This is a genomic window from Lentibacillus populi, from assembly GCA_014642895.1.
GTDB classification, from domain to species: Bacteria; Bacillota; Bacilli; order Bacillales; family Amphibacillaceae; genus Lentibacillus_C; species Lentibacillus_C populi.
Window position 1 is genome coordinate 32,898 of the sequence record BMJD01000012.1, and the last position, 14,283, is coordinate 47,180.

Annotated in this window: 20 protein-coding genes; all 20 read left to right on the plus strand. The window is 39.0% G+C overall.

The annotated features are described in order from the left end of the window. Positions 1–12 precede the first annotated feature (12 nt). The 20 genes from IEX12_RS09485 to IEX12_RS09580 all read left to right on the plus strand — a co-directional run bounded on the left by IEX12_RS09485 (position 13) and on the right by IEX12_RS09580 (position 14,222). Entirely contained in the window at positions 13–861 is an 849-nt protein-coding gene (locus IEX12_RS09485) for a hypothetical protein (protein WP_188725014.1), read from the plus strand. An 89-nt stretch (positions 862–950) separates the two neighbouring features. After that, positions 951–1,490, plus strand: coding sequence for a sigma-70 family RNA polymerase sigma factor (locus tag IEX12_RS09490; RefSeq protein WP_188725015.1), 540 nt, complete (start codon positions 951–953; stop codon positions 1,488–1,490). A gap of 193 nt (positions 1,491–1,683) precedes the next feature. Continuing rightward, the gene (locus IEX12_RS09495) at positions 1,684–1,941 is read left to right on the plus strand and encodes a CotD family spore coat protein (protein WP_188725016.1); all 258 of its coding nucleotides are present in this window, start codon (positions 1,684–1,686) and stop codon (positions 1,939–1,941) included. A gap of 229 nt (positions 1,942–2,170) precedes the next feature. Further along, positions 2,171–2,722 carry a hypothetical protein gene (locus IEX12_RS09500; protein ID WP_188725017.1) on the plus strand — a complete coding sequence of 184 codons (552 nt, stop codon included), beginning with the start codon at positions 2,171–2,173 and terminating at the stop codon, positions 2,720–2,722. A gap of 23 nt (positions 2,723–2,745) precedes the next feature. Beyond that, positions 2,746–2,985, plus strand: a complete 240-nt coding sequence (locus IEX12_RS09505) for a YjcQ family protein (protein ID WP_188725018.1) — start codon at positions 2,746–2,748, stop codon at positions 2,983–2,985. 63 nt (positions 2,986–3,048) lie between these two features. Continuing rightward, positions 3,049–4,329, plus strand: coding sequence for a site-specific DNA-methyltransferase (locus IEX12_RS09510; RefSeq protein ID WP_188725019.1), 1,281 nt, complete (start codon positions 3,049–3,051; stop codon positions 4,327–4,329). Between the two features lie 137 nt (positions 4,330–4,466). Next, positions 4,467–4,691 (plus strand): hypothetical protein, encoded by a 225-nt coding sequence (locus IEX12_RS09515; RefSeq protein WP_188725020.1) that lies wholly within the window; start codon positions 4,467–4,469, stop codon positions 4,689–4,691. 47 nt (positions 4,692–4,738) lie between these two features. Further along, entirely contained in the window at positions 4,739–5,647 is a 909-nt protein-coding gene (gene terS / locus IEX12_RS09520; RefSeq protein WP_188725021.1) for a phage terminase small subunit, read from the plus strand. After that, positions 5,616–6,911 carry a PBSX family phage terminase large subunit gene (locus tag IEX12_RS09525; RefSeq protein ID WP_371871293.1) on the plus strand — a complete coding sequence of 432 codons (1,296 nt, stop codon included), beginning with the start codon at positions 5,616–5,618 and terminating at the stop codon, positions 6,909–6,911. The genes terS and IEX12_RS09525 overlap by 32 nt, the downstream gene beginning before the upstream one ends. A gap of 15 nt (positions 6,912–6,926) precedes the next feature. Continuing rightward, positions 6,927–8,516 carry a hypothetical protein gene (locus IEX12_RS09530; RefSeq protein ID WP_188725022.1) on the plus strand — a complete coding sequence of 530 codons (1,590 nt, stop codon included), beginning with the start codon at positions 6,927–6,929 and terminating at the stop codon, positions 8,514–8,516. After that, positions 8,513–9,604 carry a phage minor capsid protein gene (locus IEX12_RS09535; RefSeq protein WP_188725023.1) on the plus strand — a complete coding sequence of 364 codons (1,092 nt, stop codon included), beginning with the start codon at positions 8,513–8,515 and terminating at the stop codon, positions 9,602–9,604. The genes IEX12_RS09530 and IEX12_RS09535 overlap by 4 nt, the downstream gene beginning before the upstream one ends. 15 nt (positions 9,605–9,619) lie before the next feature. Beyond that, positions 9,620–9,769: a hypothetical protein gene (locus IEX12_RS09540; RefSeq protein ID WP_188725024.1), complete on the plus strand. Its 150-nt coding sequence runs from the start codon at positions 9,620–9,622 to the stop codon at positions 9,767–9,769. Between the two features lie 166 nt (positions 9,770–9,935). After that, complete coding sequence (locus IEX12_RS09545) at positions 9,936–10,697, plus strand: hypothetical protein (RefSeq protein ID WP_188725025.1); 762 nt, start codon at positions 9,936–9,938, stop codon at positions 10,695–10,697. Then, entirely contained in the window at positions 10,698–11,078 is a 381-nt protein-coding gene (locus IEX12_RS09550) for a hypothetical protein (RefSeq protein ID WP_188725026.1), read from the plus strand. A 16-nt stretch (positions 11,079–11,094) separates the two neighbouring features. After that, positions 11,095–12,087 (plus strand): major capsid protein, encoded by a 993-nt coding sequence (locus tag IEX12_RS09555; RefSeq protein WP_188725027.1) that lies wholly within the window; start codon positions 11,095–11,097, stop codon positions 12,085–12,087. Between the two features lie 33 nt (positions 12,088–12,120). Further along, positions 12,121–12,462 carry a hypothetical protein gene (locus IEX12_RS09560; protein ID WP_286171056.1) on the plus strand — a complete coding sequence of 114 codons (342 nt, stop codon included), beginning with the start codon at positions 12,121–12,123 and terminating at the stop codon, positions 12,460–12,462. Continuing rightward, on the plus strand, positions 12,459–12,800 hold the full coding sequence (locus tag IEX12_RS09565; RefSeq protein ID WP_188725028.1) for a hypothetical protein: 342 nt from the start codon (positions 12,459–12,461) through the stop codon (positions 12,798–12,800). The genes IEX12_RS09560 and IEX12_RS09565 overlap by 4 nt, the downstream gene beginning before the upstream one ends. Further along, the gene (locus tag IEX12_RS09570; RefSeq protein WP_188725029.1) at positions 12,793–13,218 is read left to right on the plus strand and encodes an HK97 gp10 family phage protein; all 426 of its coding nucleotides are present in this window, start codon (positions 12,793–12,795) and stop codon (positions 13,216–13,218) included. Before IEX12_RS09565 ends, IEX12_RS09570 begins: the two co-directional genes overlap by 8 nt. Then, the gene (locus IEX12_RS09575; protein WP_188725030.1) at positions 13,215–13,631 is read left to right on the plus strand and encodes a phage tail terminator protein; all 417 of its coding nucleotides are present in this window, start codon (positions 13,215–13,217) and stop codon (positions 13,629–13,631) included. The genes IEX12_RS09570 and IEX12_RS09575 overlap by 4 nt, the downstream gene beginning before the upstream one ends. After that, positions 13,632–14,222: a hypothetical protein gene (locus IEX12_RS09580; protein WP_188725031.1), complete on the plus strand. Its 591-nt coding sequence runs from the start codon at positions 13,632–13,634 to the stop codon at positions 14,220–14,222. Positions 14,223–14,283 lie beyond the last annotated feature (61 nt).

The window sequence follows — 14,283 nt, forward strand, 5'->3', positions numbered from 1 at the left end:
GGGGGAGGAGTTTTGAATATCGATCTTATTGTCAAAGAAAGCTGTGGGGGATTCTGGAATTGTCTTAACCCCTCTGACATATTGCAATTAGTTGCTGTAATAATTGCTATGCTAGCAGCAATTGCTTCATGGTTTTCTATATTTGTTCAGGCAAGGATAAACAAGAAAGACAAAGAATCAATAATAGTACCTGGTATAAAGGAGATTGAAGCTAATATAACTTACATTCTTTCCGATTGGGATGTAAATGAAAAATTACCAAAAAAGTTCTCAAATACAACATTACCAATTTGGAATTATGGAAATACACCTGTCTTTAATATTGGGTACTGCTATTATATTGAAAATCTTGATTACTTTTTAGATAAAGAAGATCTAAACGAAGGTGGAAAAATAATTTTTGGAAACCATAGTCTGAAAGTAAGGAAAGATGAAAATGGTAAATCAGAGTTATTTATTAGGTATGAATTTGAAGGTCAAAAAGGGGCAAAAAGAATTCAAATTGCTCCATTTATAAGAAGTGTGGATCTTATTGATTCCAATGATAAGACTGAAATATATATACCTGATTACTTTATATATCTATTAAATGATTATTTCATTAATTCATTTTTTGAAGATAAGACACAACCTAGATTATTATTAAAAGTTTTTTATGATGATATAAATTTCCAATCATGGGAGCAGCAATTTAGGATTTTTATTCCAAACACTTATTCCTATAAAGGAGAAGATTTAATTACAAGCTTACATTATGAAGTTGTTCAAAAAAAGAAAAAAAGAAAAAGATTAACTATCGAAGAAAACGAAAAGAGAATGGAAAAAAGAAGAAAAAGGGAATTAAAAAAGGTAAATAAATAATTTGTTCTACCAGCCATCTGGAGGACACTGAATGACAGCGTGTTGCTGCCATTTGGTGTCTTTTTTATTTTGCAGGAGGGGGCAAGAATATGAATAACAAACAGCTTGAGAATTGGGCAGACAGGCTCTTAAACGAGTATGAACAGGGTCGAAAAACGCTTTATAATATGAAGTGTAATTTAGGTGATTCAGAATTAGACAAGCAGGATAAGTCACAAATAAATAGCATGATTAATGATATGTCGTTTTCTATTGATTGGATGAAGCTAGGTAGACGTCCTGGAAACATGCGAGGAATTGACAAGCGATCAGCATATCAAAGGCGTATGCTGTTGGACATGGATTTATTGCCTAGTTTGGATATTCAACCAGAAGAAAAAACATTGAATGAATCGGAAAGGCAAGATTTGATCAATATTTTAATTGATTTATCCCATCGTGAAAGGCAATGTTATTTATTGCATATGGCTCAAGGATGGAGTATGCAGGAAATCGCGGACGAGTTGAATATCAAAAAGCCATCTGTTCAAAAATTCATCGAGCGAGCAAAGAACAAAATTAAGGTAAAAATTTCTTGTCATACGAATGTCATACAATCCCGCATTAAGGATGAAAGGGCTCTTGTATAGAGCTCTTTTTATATTATGTAGTAAATATTAAAGACCGTTAGGTCTTGATGTGATAAGCACTATAAATATTAATGTATTAGTCTATTAAGATAAAAAGTCTATTTTTGAATAAATATTAAGATCTAATTTTATTGTCTAGTACAAGTTCTTTCCTTTTTCATAAGATATATCAAAACGAAAAGGAGGGATATTTATGAATGACAATCATCGCAATAGAAGACAGGAAGACATTATTACTTGCCCAACTAAAACAGTTGTAAGAACAAAAACTACAGAACGAGTTAGGAAACATATCCATCCAACTGAAGTTATTAATGTAAACAGGACTGTTATTAGAAACGAACATTACTACCCAGTTTATGAAAGAGAAGTTAATGAAACAGTTGAAAAAGGCTCTCCCGGTTGTGGAAGAGATGCGGGTAGGCCTGGATGTAGACGTTCTTGGATATAGCATAGGATACCAGCAATACCATAGCGCCGTCTTTGGAAAAGGGCGGCGCTAGTGGTGAAAAAAGGTAAACACATAGTAGTGAAAATGCTCTTATATAGAGCACCTATCTAGTATAGACCGTGTTCTTTTAAGACATAGCGGTCTAATTTATAGATATTTAATAAAATATGTAAAATCAGCAGGAAAATAGTCCTCTTTTAGCGAATCATAGAGATAAAGGAGGGATATTATGACTGATGAACAAAATGCTATTTCAGTAGTCACGGAATTTTTAAGAGATAATACCAATAGAATATTGTTGTTAAGAGGTTATGATGACGATGCTAAGTTAAAGGTGTCTCTCTCTTGTTTGAATAAAGAATATAACAAGGGAATTATCAGAACGAGTTCTATGCGAGACATAGCGTTCCAAATTTATAGGGCATTTAACAAGAGACTGTTACCGGATGCGCTCAAATCAACAACTAACTATAAACTAGGAAAGATGACTGTAAACATAAATAGTTATGCAACACATACAGCAAATAACCCTAGAGGTAATGAGAATACTTTCACGTTATTTCATCCTGTGCAACTTGTACTAGATGATTCCAAAAGATATGCTGATTTCTTGAGCGACCTAAAAAAATGTAAATCACATAAAATAATACTAATTACTACAAATGAGTGGAGTATAAAAAATTGGGATATTGAAAATTACGTAGATAAAGTATTCTTTTATAGCGTTGAGAACGACAATCCGGAAATAATGACAAACTTAAAAAATAATGGAGCGATATAGATTTTTGAAGGGAGTTTTTTGTTGTGGATGAAAAAAAGTTCTCTAGCACTGTGCTATATATTTTAAAAGAACTCAACAGAGGTAATCATGACATTCAAGAAACGGATGTCGGGCTACCTTATGAGGAATTCAAAGAACTAATAGATACTATGAAGTTAGACAAGCTGATAGATGGTTCTAAAATTTTTCAAGACGGTATGTTAGATTTAGGAACAACTTATATAACATCGAATGGTCGTAAATATTTAAATAGCAATTCATAAGCACCCATTGCGGTGCTTTTTTATATGCCAAAAAGCAATTAGCACAACGAGGTGATACAGATAATGAGAATAGAAAATAGAAAAATAGATGATTTAATCCCGGTGGAATATAATCCTAGATTAGATTTGCAACCTGGAGATAAAGAATATGAGAAATTAAAACAGTCAATACATGAATTTGGATATGTTGAGCCTCTTGTATGGAATAAGAGAACTGGTAATTTGGTTGGTGGTCATCAGCGTTTAAAAATATTATTGGATCAGGGCGTTACATCCGTTGATGTTTCGGTTGTGGATATGGACATTACGAAGGAAAAGGCGCTGAATATCGCATTAAATAAGGTTAGCGGAGGATGGGATGATGAAAAGCTGGCAGAATTGCTCCGAGAATTATCTGATACCCCATTAGGATTTGAAATAACCGGATTTGAACAGAATGAATTGAACGAATTAATAGGTGGGCTTCCATCTGATACCGAAATTAATGATCCTGTTGAAGATGATAATTTCGATGTAGATGCAGCGGTTGAAAATATCACGGAACCAGAGACAGAATATGGGGATGTCTGGAAGCTCGGTCGTCATTTGCTGGTTTGTGGTGATGCTACAAAATTAAAGGATATCGACAAACTGATGGGCGAGGATAAAGCGGACCTTGTCATTACGGATCCGCCATACAATGTAGCGGTAACGAGCGAATCAAAGCAATTAAGCAATTCTGGACGTGATTCCATTATGAATGATGATATGTCAACAAAAGAATTTGATAGTTTCTTAGACGGTGTATTTAAAAGCTATGTTCATCTGATGAAAGATACGGCAGCAATTTATGTATTCCATGGCTCCTCATATCAAAGGGAATTCGAAAATGCCATGAATAGACACGGTATTGTAGTTCGTTCTCAATGTATTTGGGTGAAAAATTATCCTTCTTTCGGTTGGTCACAGTATAGATGGCAACATGAGCCTGTTTTTTATGCATACAAGAAAGGGAAATCACCTTCTTGGCATGGAGATAGAAAGCAATCCACTGTTTGGAGATCTGGTTTAAAAGAAGAATTACCGGAGCCATCCACCGTTTGGGAAATTGGTCGAGGTAATGTAAACAAATACGTTCATCCTACTCAAAAACCATTGGATTTGATTGCTATTCCATTAAAAAACAGTAGCAAGAAGAAAGATATTGTGGTTGATTTATTCGGAGGTAGCGGCTCTACATTAATGACCTGTGAGCAAACAGACAGGGAGTGCCGAACCTTGGAACTTGACCCTATCTTTTGTGATGTTATTAAAAAACGATTTTATGAAAGTACGGGTGTGAATCCCGTTTTATTAAATAGTTAAAAAGAAAGAGAGAGGTTCTGGAACACCTCCCTCCCGTAGAGTGCCGAAACACCGGCAGAGATAGTGGAAACCTGTGGCCACAGATGACAATAGCCACTATCTCACCTCAATTATAGTTGAGAGGTCGGTGTAAGGCAATGGAAAAGGCAAACGAATGTTCTAGTAATGATCTGTTGTTAGAGCATGAAGCACAGATGGTTAGTGGAATACTTGATTCAAAAGAAAGGTACAGAAAAATAATTAAAGCAGGCATAGCCCAATGGGTGAAAGACTTTCAAAACGGTAAGATTAAAATTACTACGGTGGACGATTTGAAGAAACTTATTGAGGTTGACCTAGAATTACAAAAAGATGATTTGTAAAAACGAACTCAAACTTAATGGAGTGTCGGAGGTGGGTGATGATGTAGATGCCTAGACCACGTGACCCAAGACGGGATGAAGCAAAGAAATTATGGTTAGACAGCGGTAAGGAAATAAAACTTGTTGACATTGCTAAAAAAATTGGAGTGTCTGCAAGCACTATCCGTAAATGGAAATCACAAGATAAATGGGATGATGACTTAAAAGGGAGCGCTCTTAAATCGAATAGGAGCGCTCCTAAACGTGGTGCTCCTAAAGGAAGTCAAAATGCAAAAGGGAACAAGGGCGGAGGAGCTCCGTTCGGAAACCATAACGCAATAGGTAACAAGGGTGGTAAGCCACCGCCAGGGAATAAGAACGCTGTCACCACCGGAGAATATGAAACGCTCATGTGGGACTATTTGGACGATGATGAGAAGGAACTATTTGAAACCGTCGAAACAGATCCACTTTATCAAATTGATATTACTATCAGGGAACTATCCATTCGACAGCGGCGAATGATGAAACGGATTAAGAATTTAGAAGGTGGATTGACCGAACCGGAAAAAAGGGTGCTGCAGGAATTGAAAGATTCCAAGGATGTTCATGTGATCGAAAAAGATGGAGTCCAAGTAAAGGTACCGGTAAAAACTTCTGCATTGGTTGTAACGGAGATTGAGGAAACACAGTACCGGAAAATCGATGACATCATGAATATAGAAGATGCCTTGACTCGGATAACCAATCAGCTGGTGAAGGCCATTAAGCAAAAACACGATATCGCCAAGTCTTATGGGGAACAGTCATTGAAATTAGAACAGATGAAGGCAAACACCGAGAAAACCAAGGTAGAAATCACTAGATTATCCGGCGAAACCATGGATGATTACGAAGATGACGGATTCATTGAAGCTTTAGGTGATGCAGTGGAGGTGTGGAACGATGATGCAGATGGAAGCACCGAAGAAGCTTAAACCAGCGCTATTTAAATTTAAATCATTTTCTACCAAACAAAAGAAGGTTTTAACTTGGTGGCATCCTAATTCTCCTGTAATAGAAAAAGATGGCATCATCTGTGATGGATCCGTTCGCGCCGGGAAAACGGTTGTCATGTCTCTTTCCTATGTTATGTGGGGCATGGAGAATTTTAATGAAGAAAACCTTGGTATGGCCGGAAAGACAATAGGAGCATTAAGACGTAATGTCATTACTCCATTAAAGAGAATGCTTAAATCAAGGGGATATAAGGTTAAAGATCATCGGGCAGATAACTACCTCACCGTTTCATTCCGAGGAAGAACGAATTACTTTTACATCTTTGGCGGTAAAGACGAAAGCTCCCAAGACTTGATACAGGGGATTACGCTGGCCGGAATGTTCTTTGATGAAGTTGCATTAATGCCGGAATCATTTGTTAGTCAGGCAGAAGCTCGTTGCTCTGTTGATGGCTCAAAGTATTGGTATAACTGCAACCCTGCAAGCCCATATCATTGGTTTAAAGAGAATTACATCGATAACCTGGAAGAAAAAAACCTCATACGATTGCACTTTACTATGGACGACAACCCTTCATTATCCGCAAGGGTTATTAATCGTTATAAAAGGATGTTTACAGGTGTTTTCTACAAGCGGTTCATATTAGGTCTATGGGTGCTTGCAGAAGGCGTTATTTATGACATGTTCGATAAGGACAAGCATGTTGTAAAAACTGAGGGACGAAGATATACGGATTATTATGTGTCTATCGACTATGGTACTCAAAACCCTACTACATTTGGGTTGTGGGGGAAATCGGGTAAGACATGGTACAAAGTGAAGGAGTATTTCTATGATGGCCGCAATTCCACAAAGCAGAAAACAGATGTTGAGTACAGTAAAGACTTGAAGGAATTTATTAAAGGAATACGGGTAAAAGGGATTATTGTGGATCCGTCGGCTGCAAGTTTTATTGCTCAGTTAAGAAAAGATGGATTTTATGTTATTAAAGCAAAGAATGATGTGTTGGACGGCATCCGCAATGTACAGACGGCTCTTAGTGAAATGATGATTTTATATAACGATTGCTGCAAAGAAACATTTAGGGAGTTTTCTTCTTATGTTTGGGACACAAAAGCATCTGAAAGAGGCGAGGATAAGCCTATTAAGCAATTTGATCATCTTATGGATTCAGACAGGTACTTTGTTAACACTATAATATTTGCCCCTAAAGCAGGAATAAGCAGTATTAACGTATGGTAGAAAGAAGGTGAACCCATGCCAAATTGGACGAAATTTGATGAAGATACAATTAAAAAAGTACATGGCCATATCTTTTATTATCGTGATCTCTACGAGGGAAAGCATTCGGAAATATTCCCGCGGGCGAAAAACCTAATTGAAAAAGGTGAGATCATCGACAACATTATGTACGGTACACAACAAGCGCAAAACGTTAAAACACCGTACATTGTCGCTAATATATGCAAACTAATACCGGAAATACCGGCCATGCTTGTAAGCCGATCTATTGGTAATATACAATCGTCCTTATCTCCTGATGATTTTCAAGCTGGTGAAATTAATGCTGACACAGATGAAATAGTGGACGAGCCGCGGGGTGATGTAAGCAAGATCATTCATGTGCAGCAGGAAGTGATCGATCAGATACAAAAGAATAGCAACCTTGCATTTGAGCATTGGGGAAATATCCTACAACAGCAAGTAGATGGTGGCCTTGTAGGCGTTCCGTGGATGGATGAGAGGGGGCTACGGTTAGAATTTAAAGCTCGTGACGTGTATTACCCCCATGAAGATGGTATGGGTGCTGATTTGGCTTATGAGATCGAAATAGACGAGCAGGAATACTTGCATGTGTATCGGGAACAAGTGATAGATGGTGATTTATATACCAGTCACATGCTTTATTTACTGAATGAATCACGCAAAACAGAAGAAGTTCCAGACGATGAAGCTAAGGAATTATTAGGAATGAAGGAATTAGAAAAGGTTTACCCAGGTCGGGGTAGGCCTTTTATTATTTATTGGCCGAATGAAAAGACATTTATGAATCCGTTGGGTTCTTCCTGTTTGAAAGGACAGGATGGCAAACAAGATGAAGTAAATTGGACGCTTACCAGAAATGCAATCACGTTTGAGCGTAATGGTAAGCCGCGTATTGCTGTCTCTAAAGAGATCATGGTGGCATTAGAGGAAAAGGCGGAAGAACGTTACGGAGAACGTGGCCGTATTGATCATAGGGATTTAGAGATCACCACATTTGATGATCAAGGGAAGGCTATGGAAGTAATTCAAATTGACATTACAAAAATAGGCGATATCCAGTGGGTTAAAGACTTGATGAAACTCATGCTCATGGAAACTAAGACATCAGAGAAGGTAATTGATTTTTATATGGATAACAGTGGAACTAGCGCCCAATCTGGTGTAGCAAAGTTCTACGACCTGTTTACGTCGTTAATCAAAGCAGAGCAAATACAAAGCGAATACATCTATTTCCTGCAGCAGTTGATTGAAAGTGCGTTGTGGCTTGCCAATTATAATGATCCGGCTGTTGTAATTGAGGAACCAGAAATTACGCTTAAGTCCATGATACCAATTAGCAGGAAAGAACTTATCGAGGAAAATAACATGGCTTTCGAATCGGAAACACAGTCGCTTGAAACGACAATTAGACGTAATAACCCGAATGCATCCGAGGAATGGATACAGGAAGAACTGGCGCGGGTTGAAGCTGAACGTTCGAATGATGATAGCTTTTCTCTTTTGAGAGGAAGGCAAACGTTACAACAATTTATGGGTAATCGGTATGAGAACGGCAATCCTATACAGGATGATGAAGAATGAATAGTGAACAGTTACTAGAAATAACCAAGGTATTAAAACTAGAAATTCTGGAATTATTGCAGAATACCAATCTTGCGAACGATAAGAATGCACAGCAAACGCTACAAACCATAGATAATATGTTTTCCAGGCTTGATATAGCTGTTGAGGATGTTATCCCTGCTGAATCATTAAAGGCATATTTAGAGGGTGTAGACGAAGCCACAAAGGCGCTAAGTGGCGCCGGTATCAATCCAACAAACGGACTTGCCGCCAGTATATCTGGTAGCGGTCAAGTTTCATCTGCATTTAATAATCACGTACATCTAGCAGCTATAGCAGAAATAACAGATAACACTATGCTAGATTTGAAAGCGGCTATTCGAACAGCAAGAAAGAATACCAATGCATCAATTGAGGCAGCACTGACATCAGTTAAAAGAGATTTGCAAAGTGGAATAATTCAAGGTAAATCCAGAAAGGTTATCACTAAAAGAGTAGCTGAATCCTTTGCAAAGGAAGGTATGACATCTTTTACAACCGTTGATGGAAAGAAACTGCCATTGGATTTTTATAGTGAGGTTGTGACAAGAACCAATCTAAAAAGCGCCAATGTGCAAGGTGCTAATAATCGCTATTTAGAGAACGGCGTTGGCTTAGTTGAGATATTCGAACGCAGTGATGGATGTGCCGAATGTGCCAAATACAACGGTATTGTGGTTAGTTTAACTGGTAAACACGAAGGGTTTCCGACTACAGAAGAAGCACCATTACCACCACGCCATGCAAATTGTAGAGGTTCTGTCCGTCCGTATGTGATTGAACACAAGACGGATAAAGAAATAGAGGATGCCAAGAAAAAATGGAAATCATTTGATCCCAATAAAGACACGCGGACAGTGGCACAAAAGAAAGCTTACGAAGAGCAACAGCGCTTAAATCGTATCAATAATTATGAGAAGAAGCGTTATGCAGATATTAAAGGGGTACTCGGTGACGATGCTCCTGCTAATCTGGGGGCTTTCAAACGGATGAAGCGCGCTAACACAGATAATTACAATAAGTTGATACAAGATTACCAGGATACGCTGAAATCTATTAAAAAATAACAGGAGGTGAGTAGCATGAAAAACGAGGTAATGTTGAAACATGCTATTGAATTGCTACAGAACGTCAATCCAGAGGAATTAGAAATTGTACAAATTGATAATACAAAGTATGACGACGGTTCGATTGGACTTAACGTTAGTTTGACGTATCCTGCAAAAGATTAATTAGGTTTAAAATGGAATCCTGCAATTTGAAGTCAGTGGGCAGGGCGCACATCGTATTGAAATGGTTGCCGATGTGCTTTTATTATGCCTTTTTTCCATAATTGAAGGCGTTAAAGAACAATTATGAGTAACGGTTCCTGCACCTAAGCAGAGGAAGGATATTGAAATGCTACAACGATTAATTACATGGTTTATCTCATTATTTAAGTGTGATCTTTCTACGATAACGAAAGAGGTTGAACCTTTGAAATTGAATCTGCAATTCTTTGCTGACGAAGGTGATAGCTCTAATGACGAAGATGATACAGACGATAATAAAGAAGGTTCAGATGATGACGAGGACGATGACGGCGTTCCAGATTTGGATGAATTGCTCAAGGATAAGGAATTCAAAAAGCAATATCAAAAGAAGATGAAGGAACAACTGTCCAAACGAATGAAGAAGTACAACGACGTGGATCCGGAAGAGTATCGCCGACTCAAAGAGCAGGCTGGTAAGAAAAAAGACAAGCAGGATAAGGATGATGACGATGAACTTGAGTCGCTCAAAAATCAATTGTCCGAAAAAGAAAAGCGCATCGAACGTGCAGAACGTAAGGAAAAGCGGGCGATGGTCAAAGAGTATGCAGTGGACAACCAGGTCAATCCTAGATTATTGGCACGTCTGATCAACGTTGATGACATCGAACTGGATGAAGATGGGGAACCGGAAAACCTTGACGATTTATTCGAGGAATTGGAAGAAGAATTTCCGGAGTATTTTGGTGCTGTTGATGATGACGAGGAAGAGGACGAATCGGTTAAGAAGAAAAAGAAATCATCTTTTGTACCTGGTTCCCGGCAAAAAGGAAACAGGAAAAAGAAAGTCGATCCAAGGGAAGCAGGTCGTCAAAGGGCACTTGAACGACATAAAAAGGAGGAAAAATAAATGAATTTACAGCCAACGAAGATCGATATTGTTAGTGGCAAAGAGTTTTTACGCAACAATGTAGGCACTGAATATAAAACAGGTGGCGCAACACTTGATGCTTCAAAATTTACGACTGGTGAGTACGTAAAAGCCGGTACTGCCGTTTATAAAGGTGCCGACGGGTTATACGTTCCGTGGACTGACCCTAAAACAGATGAAGATGGAAATACAGAAGCACGCGAGGGCGCTGGTTTGACTTCTCATGATGTAAAAGTCGTGGAGGGTTCTAATCCGATTGTCGGTGTACTTGTAGCTGGGCACCCACTAGAAAATAAATGCACTGGTGTTACAGAAGGATTTAAAAATGCAGTAAAAGGATATTTGCGCTTTGATGCGTAAGAAGGAGGAATAATTTATGCCATTACATTTAAAAGAATTTCAAGGAGAAGAATTTCAAGGCTATGTGGAAAACGTACCAGTAGCCAAAGAATATAAATTGCGAAACGTTTTGCCGAATAAACCAATCAAGGATATTAACTTTTCCTACAATGTGATTAATGGTAAATACGGACAAGCTGCAAGCATTACTGGATTTAATGCATCCGCCCCATTACGCGACAAAAAGGACTTGCAAAAGGCTTTTGGTTCCGTCGCAAAAGTACAACACGGAACACGATTGGACGAGGAAGAACTACTGCGTTTCAACCGTCCGCGTGACAACGAGGAAAAGAACCAAGCGATTGATTATGTTTATGACACCACAGACGATCTTATTCAAGGTGTTTATGATATTGAAGAATACATGCGCGCACAAGCGGTTTATAACGGAGTGCTTAAATATGACGATGATGAAAACGATATTCATTTGAATGTTGAATATGACATACCGAAGGGAAATAAGATCAACGTCAAAACAAAATGGTCTGACCCTAAATCCACACCACTTGAAGACATCCGGGAAGCGGTTAAACAATACCAAAAAGAAAATAAACGTCAAAAGCCACGTGTAATGCATATGACTAGTGTAACGGAAGCGCATCTGTTAAATAATGAGCAAATCCGCACACAAGTGTATGGAACGGATAACGGCCAACGCTTGCTAACTAAGAATGATATTTCCAACGTGCTTACGTCCTTGGGTTTACCCCCATATGAAATCAATGACGATGTTGTGGATGTATACGGCAATGGCGAAGTACAGTTGTTGGATGATAATAAAGTTGTGTTCTTGGGTGAGGAATTAGGTAAGACATACCTAGGTCCTACCGTTGAAAAGAACTATCAATCTGGTATCTATTCGGTTACAGAAATCAAGGAAACCAACCCACCAAGTCAAGCTATTTTTATTGGCGAAACGGTATTCCCGGCAATTCAACGGCCGCAATCGATTGTAATTATGAGCGTCTAAATAGGCGCTCATTTCATTTATGGAGTGATCAACATGATTACTAATGAATCTATTAAAGGTTATCTTGATCGTATGTATGGCAACGAGCTATATAAAGAGTTGGTTAAAGAAGATCAAGAAAAAATCATATTCGTGGCTCATGAACTGTTGAAAGACAATTTTAAAGAGGATGATATCACAGATCGTGCGGTTGCCTTACAAGTCCTATATATGCTCGAAGGTGAAGAAGAGGAATATGCCAAACTAAAGCGCCAAGGTGTGAAATCTTACAGCGTGAAAGGTGTATCTGTAACATTTGAAGGAACGGAGATTGCACCAGCTGTAATCCAATTATTAGAGCCTGTTCCTAAAGCAAAAGTGGGGCGTTTGATATGAAGCCACCCATGAGACAGAAAGTAACCGCAAACGTGCCTATTTTGGACGAGAACGGGCAACCAATTACCGATAAGTATGGCAAGCCGAAAACGAAGCAGATTGACTCAAAAGCACGTGTGCAATTTAAGTCGCAATTGGTACGTGATGCAAAAGGCAGGGAACGACAAGTCAACTTAGAAATCGATCTCCCGAGTGGCTTTAATCCGGACAATGGTACCGAACTAGATTATAAGACTATGGCCGGTGATAAAGGACGTGGCACTATCGTTGCAAAAGATGAAGCTACGAATCTAGCAGGTAGCAAAGTCTACTATAGGACGGTGTTTGTCGATGGCTAAAGGCGATATTTTCGAAATCGAATGGGAAGGCTTAGACGAGTTCGTGGAATTGCTAGACAAGATGGACAATAAATCAGAGGAAATCATCATAGACGAAATGACCAAATTCGGCATGTTGGCTGAAGAAGGCACAAAAGCACTTGTCCATCATGATGAAGGAACACTTGAAGATTCCATCAACTTTGATAAAGCAACAAAAGAAGGAAGCGATATCGTTGTCCGTGGCGGTACCAACGTTATTTATGCTCTTAGACGGCATGAAGAACCGGGCAGAGGACCAGGCACATTAGCAAAACCTGCATGGCGTGGGTATCAACCGGGACCAAAATACATGGAAAACGCAATCAAGGCCATAGAACCGGACTACGACAAAATGAATGCACGAGCATTAGAACGCATACTGGAGGCAGATAAATGATTCAGTATGAATTGATGAAGGAACTGCAAACAGTCGTTCCTGGTCTTACGTGGACAGTAGACTATTATTATGCCGATGACAATACAGGAACCGTTTATGCGACAAGTAGTAGTCAACCAGACAGATACGACACAGAATACCGTTACCCCTGTTATCAGGTATGGATAAGATCATCTGACTGGGATTATGCAAAACTAGCTGCCGAAATGGCATATCAACAGCTGCATAAGAAAAGCAATTTTAGGGTTTCTGTTGAGTACGAAAAAAATGGACAAGTAGTGTTAAAAAAACATTACCTTGTCCTTTTTGTTATGGCTGCAAGTGATCCTTTGCGCATCGGAGGCAATGACGGAATTATGGAATACAGCGTCAATTTTGACGTTACTTTAAGGGAATTGAAGGAGGAAATATAAATGGCTGAGAACAAAGAATACATCTTTGGTGTAGCCGACATTTACGTTGGTGAAGGTGAAGATCAGATTAAGTTTGACGGTAAAGATTATCTCCAGGCAGAAGGCGGTTCGTTGAACTTAACACCACAATATACAGAATTCCAATTTGCTGATTTTGGTGAAACAATTGTAGAACGTCGTCTATCCGGTTGGGAAGGTGAAGTTTCAATCGTTGCGGGGCAAGAGGACGTAAACATTCTTGAACTTGCACTCGCCTCCACTGTACCAGTAAAAAACCCTGATGGCGGCGAAGAAGGCGCAACGGACGCGAAAATTGGAACAAAATTAACAGGTCGCCAAGTTCGTATTCACCCGAGGATTCTTCCTGACAGTGTCAAAGACATGGACTGGACGATCTACAATATGGCATCTACAGAAGGATTTGAGCGTGAATATAACGCCGAACAGGGTAACGTAACGATTACACTTGCAATGATGCCGCGTGAAGGGTTTGACGCTAGTGATGATGGTAACTTCTTCTACCGTGGTGCAGTTGATCCGCATACTGAAGAAGACGACCAAGGAAATGGACAAGAACCCCCAAAGGAGTAGACGTCATTCAGTCAATACAGCCCTCGACAGCGGTTGTTTTTGAAGACGATTGAATGGCGTA

Bases quoted from the DNA above. Each gene is read 5' to 3' on its own strand.
- IEX12_RS09490 (WP_188725015.1), top strand. From the start codon at position 951: ATGAATAACAAACAGCTTGAGAATTGGGCAGACAGGCTCTTAAACGAG.
- IEX12_RS09495 (WP_188725016.1), top strand. From the start codon at position 1,684: ATGAATGACAATCATCGCAATAGAAGACAGGAAGACATTATTACTTGC.
- IEX12_RS09500 (WP_188725017.1), top strand. From the start codon at position 2,171: ATGACTGATGAACAAAATGCTATTTCAGTAGTCACGGAATTTTTAAGA.
- IEX12_RS09510 (WP_188725019.1), top strand. From the start codon at position 3,049: ATGAGAATAGAAAATAGAAAAATAGATGATTTAATCCCGGTGGAATAT.
- IEX12_RS09515 (WP_188725020.1), top strand. From the start codon at position 4,467: ATGGAAAAGGCAAACGAATGTTCTAGTAATGATCTGTTGTTAGAGCAT.
- terS (WP_188725021.1), top strand. From the start codon at position 4,739: ATGCCTAGACCACGTGACCCAAGACGGGATGAAGCAAAGAAATTATGG.
- IEX12_RS09525 (WP_371871293.1), top strand. From the start codon at position 5,616: ATGATGCAGATGGAAGCACCGAAGAAGCTTAAACCAGCGCTATTTAAA.
- IEX12_RS09530 (WP_188725022.1), top strand. From the start codon at position 6,927: ATGCCAAATTGGACGAAATTTGATGAAGATACAATTAAAAAAGTACAT.
- IEX12_RS09535 (WP_188725023.1), top strand. From the start codon at position 8,513: ATGAATAGTGAACAGTTACTAGAAATAACCAAGGTATTAAAACTAGAA.
- IEX12_RS09540 (WP_188725024.1), top strand. From the start codon at position 9,620: ATGAAAAACGAGGTAATGTTGAAACATGCTATTGAATTGCTACAGAAC.
- IEX12_RS09545 (WP_188725025.1), top strand. From the start codon at position 9,936: ATGCTACAACGATTAATTACATGGTTTATCTCATTATTTAAGTGTGAT.
- IEX12_RS09550 (WP_188725026.1), top strand. From the start codon at position 10,698: ATGAATTTACAGCCAACGAAGATCGATATTGTTAGTGGCAAAGAGTTT.
- IEX12_RS09555 (WP_188725027.1), top strand. From the start codon at position 11,095: ATGCCATTACATTTAAAAGAATTTCAAGGAGAAGAATTTCAAGGCTAT.
- IEX12_RS09560 (WP_286171056.1), top strand. From the start codon at position 12,121: ATGATTACTAATGAATCTATTAAAGGTTATCTTGATCGTATGTATGGC.
- IEX12_RS09565 (WP_188725028.1), top strand. From the start codon at position 12,459: ATGAAGCCACCCATGAGACAGAAAGTAACCGCAAACGTGCCTATTTTG.
- IEX12_RS09570 (WP_188725029.1), top strand. From the start codon at position 12,793: ATGGCTAAAGGCGATATTTTCGAAATCGAATGGGAAGGCTTAGACGAG.
- IEX12_RS09575 (WP_188725030.1), top strand. From the start codon at position 13,215: ATGATTCAGTATGAATTGATGAAGGAACTGCAAACAGTCGTTCCTGGT.
- IEX12_RS09580 (WP_188725031.1), top strand. From the start codon at position 13,632: ATGGCTGAGAACAAAGAATACATCTTTGGTGTAGCCGACATTTACGTT.